The 12,016-nt window shown below is 42.0% G+C and carries 11 protein-coding genes and 1 other annotated feature (1 of these 12 cut by a window edge); all 11 genes read right to left on the reverse strand.

The features are described 5' to 3' along the window. Nucleotides 1–76 (reverse strand) — a binding site (T-box leader) (it extends 141 nt beyond the left edge of the window). A gap of 86 nt (nt 77–162) precedes the next feature. Beyond that, nucleotides 163–1,623 carry a glutamate--tRNA ligase gene (gltX, locus tag BOD01S_RS18025; protein WP_036152013.1) on the reverse strand — a complete coding sequence of 487 codons (1,461 nt, stop codon included), beginning with the start codon at nt 1,621–1,623 and terminating at the stop codon, nt 163–165. Between the two features lie 119 nt (nt 1,624–1,742). Then, a complete protein-coding gene (ispF, locus tag BOD01S_RS18030) occupies nt 1,743–2,219 on the reverse strand; it encodes a 2-C-methyl-D-erythritol 2,4-cyclodiphosphate synthase (protein WP_036152015.1) in 477 nt (158 codons plus the stop codon). A 10-nt stretch (nt 2,220–2,229) separates the two neighbouring features. Next, entirely contained in the window at nt 2,230–2,913 is a 684-nt protein-coding gene (gene ispD / locus BOD01S_RS18035; RefSeq protein WP_036152018.1) for a 2-C-methyl-D-erythritol 4-phosphate cytidylyltransferase, read from the reverse strand. Between the two features lie 16 nt (nt 2,914–2,929). Beyond that, on the reverse strand, nt 2,930–4,009 hold the full coding sequence (locus BOD01S_RS18040) for a PIN/TRAM domain-containing protein (RefSeq protein WP_036152020.1): 1,080 nt from the start codon (nt 4,007–4,009) through the stop codon (nt 2,930–2,932). Between the two features lie 786 nt (nt 4,010–4,795). Then, nucleotides 4,796–6,172: a DNA repair protein RadA gene (gene radA / locus BOD01S_RS18045; protein WP_036152022.1), complete on the reverse strand. Its 1,377-nt coding sequence runs from the start codon at nt 6,170–6,172 to the stop codon at nt 4,796–4,798. A 284-nt stretch (nt 6,173–6,456) separates the two neighbouring features. Then, entirely contained in the window at nt 6,457–8,913 is a 2,457-nt protein-coding gene (locus BOD01S_RS18050; protein ID WP_036152024.1) for an ATP-dependent Clp protease ATP-binding subunit, read from the reverse strand. Then, the gene (locus tag BOD01S_RS18055) at nt 8,903–10,012 is read right to left on the reverse strand and encodes a protein arginine kinase (protein ID WP_036152025.1); all 1,110 of its coding nucleotides are present in this window, start codon (nt 10,010–10,012) and stop codon (nt 8,903–8,905) included. The genes BOD01S_RS18050 and BOD01S_RS18055 overlap by 11 nt, the downstream gene beginning before the upstream one ends. Next, nucleotides 10,009–10,554, reverse strand: coding sequence for a UvrB/UvrC motif-containing protein (locus tag BOD01S_RS18060; protein ID WP_036152026.1), 546 nt, complete (start codon nt 10,552–10,554; stop codon nt 10,009–10,011). The genes BOD01S_RS18055 and BOD01S_RS18060 overlap by 4 nt, the downstream gene beginning before the upstream one ends. Further along, complete coding sequence (locus BOD01S_RS18065) at nt 10,551–11,027, reverse strand: CtsR family transcriptional regulator (protein ID WP_036152027.1); 477 nt, start codon at nt 11,025–11,027, stop codon at nt 10,551–10,553. Before BOD01S_RS18065 ends, BOD01S_RS18060 begins: the two co-directional genes overlap by 4 nt. A 232-nt stretch (nt 11,028–11,259) precedes the next feature. Continuing rightward, a complete protein-coding gene (locus BOD01S_RS18070; RefSeq protein ID WP_036152028.1) occupies nt 11,260–11,565 on the reverse strand; it encodes a DUF4870 domain-containing protein in 306 nt (101 codons plus the stop codon). A 118-nt stretch (nt 11,566–11,683) separates the two neighbouring features. After that, nucleotides 11,684–11,896 (reverse strand): hypothetical protein, encoded by a 213-nt coding sequence (locus BOD01S_RS18075; RefSeq protein WP_036152029.1) that lies wholly within the window; start codon nt 11,894–11,896, stop codon nt 11,684–11,686. Between the last annotated feature and the right edge of the window lie 120 nt (nt 11,897–12,016).

A 12,016-nucleotide genomic window follows, 5' to 3' on the forward strand; every position in this document is an offset into this window, starting at 1 on the left:
GACTACTTTCAGCCGGTGATAGTCCTCTCTACTAAACCCTTTTCTTTTGTGTACTTCTCCTTCTCCACGCTTTTTCAACCAAGTATTACCTCGGCTTATTATATTCATTACGATGTACATTCATTTTACATAAGTTTATGCAAAAATCAATAGTCGGGCTTCTTAGCCTGCAAACTTTTCTACCCGGGCAATCACTTTTTCTTTTCCGATTAACGCAATCGCATTAGGAAGCTCCGGACCATGTGTTTGTCCTGTCGTCACGACGCGGATTGGCATGAATAGATTCTTACCTTTTGCACCTGTTTCTTTTTGTACTGCTTTAATTGCTGCCTTAATCGAATCAGCATCAACCGTTTCCAATGCTTCAAGCTGCGCTTTAAACGCTGACATTACAGCAGGCACCTGCTCTCCTGCCAATACTTCCTTCGCTTCGTCATTGTATTCAATTTCTTCTGTAAAGAATAGGCTTGACAGCTCAACGATTTCTGCACCATAGCTCATTTGCTCATGGTACAACGCAATCAGGTCAGCCGCCCATTTACGCTGCTCTTCTGTCAGTTCTTCTGGAAGCAGTTCCGCCTTTTGAAGATGCGGTAAAGCCAGCTCCACTACTTCTTCTTGCGATAGTTTTTTGATGTATTGGTTATTCATCCAAGTAAGCTTTGTTTTATCAAACATTGATGGCGATTTAGATAATCGTTTTTCATCAAACAGCTTAACAAGCTCGTCATGTGAGAAAATTTCTTCTTCGCCTTCCGGTGACCAGCCAAGCAGTGCAAAGAAGTTAAACATCGCTTCCGGCAAATAGCCAAGTTCCTTGTATTGTGTAACGAACTGGATAATGGATTCATCACGTTTTGATAATTTTTTACGATCCTCATTTACGATTAATGTCATATGGCCGTATTGCGGGTATTCCCAATTGAAAGCATCAAAAATCATCATTTGCTTTGGTGTATTGGATAAGTGCTCTTCCCCGCGGAATACATGAGTAATATCCATAAAGTGATCATCAAGTACAACCGCATAATTATATGTTGGAATGCCGTTTGCTTTGACAAGCACCCAATCACCAATATCTTTGGATTCGAATGACACTTCTCCACGTACAAGGTCATTAAATTTATATGTGACACCTTCAGGAACACGAATACGGATTGTATAAGGTGTACCTTGCGCTTCTTTTGCTGCCACTTCTTCTGCTGTTAAATGGCGGCATTTGCCATCATAAGTCGGTGCAGCTACACCCTTTGCTTTCTGTGCTTCACGGGAAGCTTCAAGCTCTTCAGATGTACAGAAACATTTATAGGCAACCCCGCGCTCAAGCATTTCTTCTGCATGTTTTTTGTAAATATTGAGACGCTCCATTTGGCGATACGGAGCATATGGTCCACCGATATCAATTGACTCATCCGGAATAATGCCTAGCCAACGTAAATTATCTAATTGAGAAGCCTCGCCGCCTTCTACATTACGCTCAATATCCGTATCCTCAATACGGACAATAAACTTCCCGTTATGATGTTTTGCATATAAATAGTTGAACAACGCTGTGCGGGCACCGCCAATGTGTAAAAAACCTGTTGGCGATGGTGCATAACGAACGCGAACTTCTTTTATCATAAAAATTGCCTCCTAAATACTGTCTTGACGACCTTAAAATTTACTTTGTCCATTTTACCACTGCCATTTGTTAAATAAAAGTAGCGTGTGCCGAATTTCTTCCCAACACACGCGTTTCATTACTTTTTGATCAATAAAATCGTTGCCAATGAGGCAATTCCTTCTTCACGACCCGTGAAGCCGAGTTTTTCTGTCGTTGTCGCTTTCACATTTACTTGGGAAGGATCTGCATGCAATAATTCTGCAATGCGATTTTTAATCGGTTCAATATAAGGAGCCATTTTCGGACGCTGGGCAATAATCGTTGCATCTACATTTCCCAGTACGTACCCCTTCTCCTCTACCATTTTCCAAATATATTGTAAAAGCTTTGCTGAATCTGCATCTTTCCACTCCGGATCTGTGTCCGGGAAGTGCCGGCCGATATCTCCTTCACCAATTGCTCCTAATGCTGCATCAGTAATCGTATGTAACAATACATCCGCATCCGAGTGGCCGAGCAAACCGCGATCATGCGGAATCTCAATGCCCCCCAAAATTAGTTTACGTCCTTCTGCAAACGCATGGACGTCATACCCTTGTCCTACACGAAACATACATATCCTCCTACTTGGCTCTTGCCTTTAAAATAGCCTCGCCAAAAATTAAATCTTCCTGTGTTGTTATTTTAACATTATCATAGCTGCTCTCTACGACATACACCTCATGGCCGAGGCGCTCTACTAGCATCGCTTCATCTGTACCTAAAAAGCCCACCTTCTCTGCTGCACCTTCCGCCTCTGCTAAAAGATTAAAACGGAATGCCTGTGGTGTTTGGATCATCCAAAGACTCTCCCGGTCGACCGTTTCCTTAATGATTCCTTCCCGCACAATTTTCATTGTGTCCTTCGCCCGTACGCCTGCAATCGCAGCACCTTTTTCATAAGCTGTATCAGCAAGCTTTTCGATAATCGGTGCTGTGATAAATGGCCGGGCTGCATCATGGACAAGAACGATTTCCACATCCTTCATTTCCTTTAAGCAGGAATGAACAGAGTGCTGGCGTTCTGTGCCTCCGGTCGGCAAGCCTTTGATCTTTGTAATATTATATTTTGCTATCAACGATTGGATATAATCACGTTCTGTATCTTTCACGGCAAGCCAAATACCCGAGCATGCTTCATCCTGCTCAAAAACGAGCAATGTATGAATAAGGATGGGCTTATCCAAGAGTGTTAAAAAAAGCTTATTCTGTCCTGCGCCCATTCGCTTACCGCTCCCGGCTGCCGGTAGTACTACTTCATAATGCACCTTTTCACTTCCTACTCTAATCCTCTTTCGGCTTAGCGAAAATCATTCGCCCAGCAGATGTTTGCAGCACACTTGTAACTGTTACAGTAATTGCCTGCCCAATATAGGCACGGCCGCCCTCTACAACAATCATTGTTCCATCATCAAGATAAGCCACTCCTTGATTATGCTCTTTCCCATCTTTAATCACAACAACCTGCATATCTTCACCAGGAATAACTACCGGCTTCACTGCATTAGCTAAATCATTAATATTCAGCACCTTCACCTGGTGAAGTTCACATACTTTATTTAAATTAAAATCATTCGTTAAGATCTGGGCATCCATTTGCTTTGCAAGACGCACCAGCTTTAAATCGACCTCTGCTATATCGTCAAAATCTTCCTCGACAATGAGTACTTTAGACTGGCGTTCATCCTGTAGCCGCTTTAAAATATCCAGTCCCCGTCTTCCTCTTGTGCGCTTTAATGTATCCGAAGAATCAGCAATATGCTGCAGTTCAGTTAAGACGAATTGAGGAACAACTAGAACACCTTCCACAAAGCCGGTTTCCGAAATATCGGCTATGCGGCCGTCAATAATAACACTCGTATCAAGTAGCTTGTGGAATAGTTTTGCTTCCGGCTCTCCCTGTTTTTTCTTTGAAGACGACCCTGAACGTGTAAATAATTGCAGCAATTCATCACGTTTGTTAAACCCGACCCGGAAGCCTAAATAGCCCAAAACGATTGAAAGTACAATTGGAAGGACTTCAAGCACTTCCGTGATAATCGGTAATTGGATTTTATTTATTGCAAAGCCTATGAGTGATGCCACACTCAGTCCAATAATCAGACCAATTGTCCCAAAAAGTAAATCTCCAACAGGCAGTTTGAACAGCACTTCCTCCATCCAATTAATCAGCTTGACAAAGTAATCAGAAAGTACAAATGATAAAACAAATAATAGCAGTGCACCTAACAATACAGAGACATAGGCATTATTGATCCATGGATTGGATGATAAATGAATGAATTCGTATAATGGCGGTAAAAAAGCAAGACCTAACGCCCCTCCGATAAATAAGAATGCAATCTGAATAACTCTCTTTAACATCTTCTTTCTACACCTCCCTTTCTTTTATTATACATAGTTAAACCAATGATAGCGACGCTAAGCCCCCAGCATTCGCATTATAACTGATTAGCCTCCCCCCTGTAATATAGTAACAATATAAGATAAGGGGATAATTTTATCAAAAAAATGACTGTTTTTAAACAGATCATTACTTCCTGTACGGAATATACCATCATTCATCCTGCGGTTTTGTTTAGTTAGAAGGAGCCGGTAACAACGAAAATAAATTACCGCTGCCCCCAGCCTATTTAGAAGAAAATGGGCAGCCTACTTACATAGTAAATCTCCCGGGTTCAATTAATCATAGCCGACCGTATATTGATTTATTTTAGCTGCTATTGTTAGGTTATCTTCTTAATCATCATGAAGGGAGCCTGGTTTTACAAGCTATAGTCTCCTATACAGCAGCCCTCTATGCCGAAAACGAAGCATCGTGTACTTACAATACCAGCTGTTTACGTTATTTATGACAACAGCGGGTCTAGAAGCGACAAAAGTAATGTTTCTGACCGTTGTACTGACCTGTTATTTCATTCTCTTTTTTAGAGCATGAGAATACAGCAGGCATACGGCATTTTTCTCTTCCAAGCCGTCCTTGCTTTTCTATAGAGCAGGCATTTATAAATTAAACGAAGCATTGACAGTTTGGTTTCCTTCTACTCGGCATTATTAAAAGCAAATGCTTATCTATTTAGAAAATAATACCCTCTCTAATAGAAAAAATGCCCTTCCTTTCTCAAAAGGCGGACATTTTCATAGATTCTATTATAAATCATTAAAGCAAGCTCTTAGGCTCTCAGCAATCGTTTCTACCCCAACGACCTGAATCCCTGGAGGGAAATCCCAGCCTCCCAAATTAGAGGACGGAATGAATGCCCGCTTGAATCCAAGCTTTGCGGCTTCCTGAACTCTTTGCTCAATCCGGCTGACACGACGGACCTCTCCTGTCAGACCAACCTCTCCGATAAAACAATCTGTCGCACGAACGGCCTGATCTTTAAAGCTTGAAATGATAGACGTCAAGACAGCCAAATCGATGGCTGGCTCATCTAATTTCACACCGCCTGCTACCTTGATATACGCGTCCTGTGCTTGCAGCAGCATGCCCATTCGTTTTTCAAGAACCGCCATTAAAAGCTGTACCCGATTCTGATCAACACCTGTTGCCATACGCTTAGGATAATTAAAGCTGGTTGGTGTTACGAGCGACTGGATTTCGACTAAAATAGGACGTGTCCCTTCCATAGAAGCTACGATTGTTGAACTCGGTGCCCCTTGTGAACGTTCTTGCAGGAACATTTCTGACGGATTCAGCACTTCCTTTAACCCGCCATGAAGCATCTCAAAGATCGCAATTTCATTCGTTGAGCCAAAGCGGTTTTTCTGACTGCGTAAAATCCGGTGATTATGATGGCGCTCCCCTTCAAAATACAGCACAGTATCCACCATATGCTCTAAAATACGGGGGCCCGCTATCTGCCCTTCCTTTGTCACGTGCCCTACGAGGAAAATGGCAATGTTTTTCGTTTTAGCAATCCGCATCAGCTCCGCAGTACATTCACGCACCTGCGAAACACTTCCCGGTGCACTCGTTACCTCAGGATGATGGACTGTTTGAATAGAATCGACGATAACAAACTTCGGTTGCACCTCTTCAATCGTCTGATGTAAAAATTCCATATTCGTCTCAGAGTAAATATAAAGTTCAGGTGATTTAACGCCCAGCCGTTCTGCCCGCAACTTTGTTTGGCGGACAGATTCCTCACCGGAGATATAAAGAACACGGTGTCCCTTATTTGAAAGCAGAGCAGATACTTGTAATAAAAGCGTTGACTTCCCAATTCCCGGGTCGCCACCGATTAATACAAGTGATCCTTGGACGATCCCGCCTCCTAACACCCTGTTCAGCTCATCCATTTCTGTTTTGACACGCGTTTCTTCCATTGTTTCCACATTGATAAGCGGTGTTGCTTTCTGTGTTGTAGAGGTAGAATGCTGGAATGCCCCACGCGGCCCTTTTGCTACGATTTCTACTTCCTCCACCATCGTATTCCAGTTTCCGCATCCTGGACAGCGCCCCATCCACTTTGCTGACTCATAGCCGCAGTCATTACACATGAATTTTGTTTTCTTTTTTGCCATGTCGTTCCCCCAAATGTTTGTTCTTATTTTTATTGTACAGGAAATAGGTAGGATGTTCTAATACAAAACTTTCCGTATGAAGAGTAGTCTTAGGATAAGATGACAGCAGACATCTTCTTTAAGCGCAGCAAGTAACCGGAAAAACCTTTGCTTTTTAGTTTTTTCAGAAACGTAAAGGGAGACAATTTGCCTCTCCCCATTGATTTGTACCCCTTTCATCATGAGGGATTAAAAAAACGGGCTATCTAGAAAGAATTCACTTTCTAGATAGCCCAATTGTTTCATTATACTTCAGTCTGCTCTTCTACTTCTTTTTCTTTTCCACGCACGATAAACTCACCGTCTTTATAATCAAAGACAACTTTTTGGCCTGTCAGCACAGTACCTTTTAATAATTCCTCTGACAAACGGTCTTCCACATGCTTTTGAAGTGCACGACGGATTGGACGTGCTCCGTATTGTGGATCGTATCCTTCCTGTGCAATTTTCTCAAGCGCTGCTTCTGTAAGTTCTAATTCGATGTTTTGCTCTTTCAGACGTTTTGTTAATGCATTCGCCATGAAAGAAACGATTTCTTTCAATTGTTCTTTCTCTAATGAGTGGAACACAATCATTTCATCGATACGGTTTAAGAACTCAGGACGGAATGCCTTTTTCAATTCTTCAAGCATTGTCCCTTTCATATCTTTATATTTCGAACTTGTATCGCCTATGTTGAAGCCCAGATTTTTTTGATATTTTAATGCATCTGCACCAACGTTCGATGTCATAATGACAACGGTATTGCGGAAGTCTACTACGCGGCCCTTCGAATCAGTTAAGCGGCCATCATCCAATACTTGCAATAGAATATTAAATACATCCGGGTGTGCCTTTTCAATTTCATCAAGAAGGACAACAGAGTATGGTTTGCGGCGTACTTTTTCTGTCAGCTGGCCACCCTCATCAAACCCTACATACCCTGGAGGTGCACCAACTAGACGTGAAGTTGAATGTTTCTCCATATACTCAGACATATCAATACGAATCATGGCGTCTTCATCGCCAAACATAGTTTCGGCAAGCGCACGGGCAAGCTCCGTTTTACCAACACCAGTCGGCCCTAGGAAGATAAATGAGCCGATAGGACGTTTTGGATCTTTAAGCCCCGCACGGGCACGACGTATTGCCCGGGAAATAGCCTCTACTGCTTCACTTTGCCCTACTACCCGTTTATGAAGCTGCTCCTCTAAATTTAAAAGCTTGGCAGATTCTTCTTGAGCAATTTTTGAGACAGGAATTCCCGTCCACATCGCAACAACCGATGCGATATCATCTACTGTTACTTCCGACTCTTCCTTGCCTTGCTTTTCTTTCCATTGTTTTTTTGTTTGCTCCAGCTCTTCTTTTAGCTTTTGCTCTGTATCACGGAGTGCTGCTGCCTTTTCGAATTCCTGACTTTGGACAGCTGCATTTTTTTCATGACGTACATTTTCCAGCTTATTTTCAAGCTCTTTTAAATTTGGTGGAATTGTAAATGAGCGAAGGCGTACTTTGGAGCCTGCTTCATCAATCAAGTCAATTGCTTTATCCGGCAAGAAACGATCAGAAATGTAGCGGTCTGACAATTTCGCTGCTGCCTCTACTGCTTCATCTGTTATTTTCACACGGTGATGAGCTTCATAACGGTCACGTAGACCTTTAATGATTTGGATTGTTTCCTCAATTGTCGGCTCATCCACCTGAATTGGTTGGAAACGTCGCTCTAATGCTGCATCCTTTTCAATATATTTCCGGTACTCATCTAATGTTGTTGCACCGATACATTGCAATTCGCCTCGTGCTAACGAAGGTTTTAGGATATTAGAGGCATCGATGGCACCTTCAGCACCGCCAGCACCGATTAAAGTATGAAGTTCGTCAATGAATAAGATGATATTGCCTGCTTGGCGGATTTCATCCATTACTTTTTTCAGACGGTCTTCAAACTCACCACGGTATTTTGTACCCGCTACGACTGTTCCCATATCCAGCGTCATTACACGTTTGTCACGGAGTGTTTCAGGTACTTCATTATTAACAATCTGCTGTGCCAGACCTTCCGCGATCGCTGTTTTACCAACACCCGGTTCCCCGATGAGCACGGGGTTATTTTTTGTACGACGTGATAACACCTCTACCACTCGTGTAATTTCTTTTGAACGGCCAATAACAGGGTCTAATGAGCCTTCACGTGCTACAGCTGTTAAATCACGCGCAAGACTATCTAATGTTGGAGTATTTACTGCCTGGCTTTGCTGCTGACCACCTGGTGAGTTAGCATCGTTATTACCCAACAGTAATAAAACTTGCTGACGTGCCTTATTAAGACTTACTCCTGTATTTGCCAGTACGCGGGCTGCTACACCTTCTCCTTCACGGATCAATGCTAATAAAATATGTTCTGTGCCGATATACGAATGGCCAAGTTTGCGTGATTCATCTACTGATAGTTCAATGACTTTTTTCGCTCTTGGTGTATAGTGGACAATCGGCCCAACATTTTCTGTCCCTTTGCCGACCAACTCTTCAATGCCCGATTCAATCATTTGTGGGCTGATATCAATCGCTTCTAATGCCTTCGCAGCAATACCGCCGCCTTCACGGATTAGACCAAGTAAAATATGCTCCGTTCCGATTGACTCGTGTTTCCAGCGAATTGCTTCTTCCTGTGCTAATTGCAATACTTTTTGAGCACGTTGAGTAAATCGATTAAACATCATACAAATCCTCTCCTTTTCCCCTTACTGTAGATTCATTTTGTTCTTGTATTTGAAGTTTCTCTTGAAGTAGTTTCGCCCGGAAAATGTCCCGCTCAGCTGCCTGAAGCATTGTACCTGCATATTGCTGGATAAAACCTGGCTGGATAAGCAGCATACATTCATTCAGCTGACTCAGCGAAATATCTGAAATGATTTGCAAATCCACTGCTAATCGAACGTTCGACAAACAGGAGGCCGCTTCCTCACTCGTCAAAATTCTCGCATATTTCAATATACCGAGAGAACGATATAAACGATCCTCCAGGGCAATCGGGGCACGGGCAAACAATTGCTGCCTTGCCTGACGCTCTTTTTGTATGACCTGTTCTACAACGTTTTGCAGTTCATCCAAAATCTCTTGTTCTGACTTCCCAAGTGTAATCTGGTTCGAAATTTGGTATATATTCCCTAAGTTTTCGCTTCCTTCTCCGTATATACCCCTTACAACCATTCCTAATCTTGCCATCGTCTGAATTAGCACATTCATTTTCTTCGTCATGGTCAATGCAGGAAGGTGCATCATGACAGAAGCACGGAGACCTGTGCCAACATTCGTCGGACAACTCGTAAGAAAGCCTAATTGTTCATCATATGCATACATCAGCTCTTTATCTAAACACTGATCCAGCTTACTTGCCTTAGCATATGTTTCATGCAGCTGTAAACCTGCCGCTAAGCATTGTATACGAATATGGTCCTCCTCATTCACCATTATGCTAATTGATTCATCCTCTGTTAAGAAAACAGAAGCCGTTTTTTCGCGTTTGGCCAAATGAGGGCTAATCAAATGTTTTTCTACAAGGACCTGCCGCTGAAGCGAAGGCATTTCCTTCATTGGAAAATAAGAAAACTTGGGCCCTTCCTCTTTGACGGAAAGCAGCACTTGCAGTACGGATTCATCCACTTGTTTTGCTTCTTCTTCCGAAAAAGTGATCGGGAAACGGAAGCCGTTCAAGTTTCTTGCAAGGCGTATTCGTGTACTCATGACAATATCTGAGTAGTCCTCGCTTCCTTCAATCCAGGAAGGGGATGTATTTTTTAAAAAGTGTTCGATATTCATGGTGAATCTACACCTCCAACATTTAGCTTTCGTTCGATTGCACGGGTTTCATCCCGAAGTTTTGCAGCATCTTCAAAACGTTCCTCTGCAATCGCTTGTTGTAATTGTTGGCGAAGTGTTTCAATTTGCTTTTGATAATATTCTGTTTGGTGCTCACCTGAGTGAGTTTTGCCGACATGCTTTACATCTGCCTGCAAACGTTCCAGCACAGGCGGCAATTGGTCACGGAAGGTATCATAGCATCTAGCACAGCCGAATTTACCCACCTTGAGAAAATGACGGTACGTAAAACCGCAGGAAGGACAAGTAGATGGCTGCTGTTTCTGTTGCACCTCTCCTTGTACTTGATTTTTCCATATCGGCAATCCTAGCCAATCCGACATCAATTGATGAATGGATACTGGCTCATCCTGCAGCTCCATTTGAAATGGATGGAATTTACCCGCACATACTTCGCAGTAATGGCGTTCCTGCTTCGTTCCATTGTGTACTTGTGTTACAGTCACTGTGGCATGTCGTTGTTTACAATGCTCACAAATCATGACTCGTCACCCCTCTCGAATTTCAATGTCATCAGCATAGCTTTCAACACCCGGGCACGTATTTCATCCCGCGTTGGCAGCGGCAACTGCAAAGTCGTTCGATCCATCACAGCAAGCATGAGTTTTGCTTCTCGTTTTGTTATAACGTCTTCATCAATTAACCGATAGATGATATGCTCTGCCATAGTCTGTGAAGCAGCCCCTTCTATTTGCCTTGCGATCTCATCAAACAGGGCATCTCGCGAATGGGATGCTACACGAAGGATTCGGATATATCCTCCCCCGCCACGCTTGCTTTCTACTAAATACCCTCGCTCAGCAGTAAACCGGGTATTGATTACATAATTGATTTGTGAGGGAACACATTGAAACTTATCAGCCAGCTCACTGCGTTTGATTTCAATATGCCCTTTCCCCTCTAATTCGATAATTTGTTTTAAATAACCTTCAATGATATCCGAGATATTCCTCATGTTAGACTTCACCCCAGTTCGCTTACTGACTTTGACTATCTTTGACTATCTTTGACTATATTATAAAAATGTCAAATTCATTTTGCAATTAAAAAGCTTGCTTTGAATAAAAAATTCTTTTTCCTAAAACAGTTATTAATAATGACATGCTTGTCCCCTTTTCCTTCTCTTTCCCCAAAAATAAAAATCGGCAAAACCTTTATTACAAAGATTTTGCCGATTTATTGTCAAATTATACCCAGCGACCGACGATTGGGTAATTCCAGTATGATTCATTCACCGCTTTTACAATACCGATAACCGGTACTACGATTAGCATGATACTAAATACAATTAAGAACGGAAGTCCGATTAGAACGAAAGAAAAGATAAAGGAAACCGTTGTCAGTACCCACATAACAAATTGGAATAGCAGTGCCTGTACCGACAGCCGCTTTACATGCTCATCCGAGCTAATTAAAAAGAAAATAATTGGAACAACTACCGGTGCGAAAAATGCACTTGCATGAATCAAAACTTTTGACCATTTTTCTTCCATCTATCTCAACCTGCCTTTTTGAAATTTTATTTATACTTCTTATACGGATCACCAGATAAAACGTTTCATTGTTTAGAAAAAAAAACGCCTTTTTATAAGAAAGGCGCAGGGTATTTCCTCAATATGGACCTGTATCATTCGGATTATCACCCGGCTGTGGAAATAAAAAGTACGAAATGACAGCCGTGAACAACCCGGCCCCTACTAAAATAAGAAATTTATGAAGAGAAGGTACTTCAGGATATCTGTTAAATAACATAAAGGCAGAAGAAATAGTTACTATTGCCGTTAATGGAATAACAAACTTTAAACGCTTTTTATAAAACTTCATCACTAACTCCCTTTACTTTGATATGTCTATTAATTCTGTATTTTAACGTCTTTATTTGGAAAAAACAATGGCTATCCTTTTGACAAATAGAAGACAAAAGAAAAATAAAATAAGAATATT

The organism is Lysinibacillus odysseyi 34hs-1 = NBRC 100172, assembly GCF_001591965.1.
GTDB lineage: Bacteria > Bacillota > Bacilli > Bacillales_A > Planococcaceae > Lysinibacillus_B > Lysinibacillus_B odysseyi.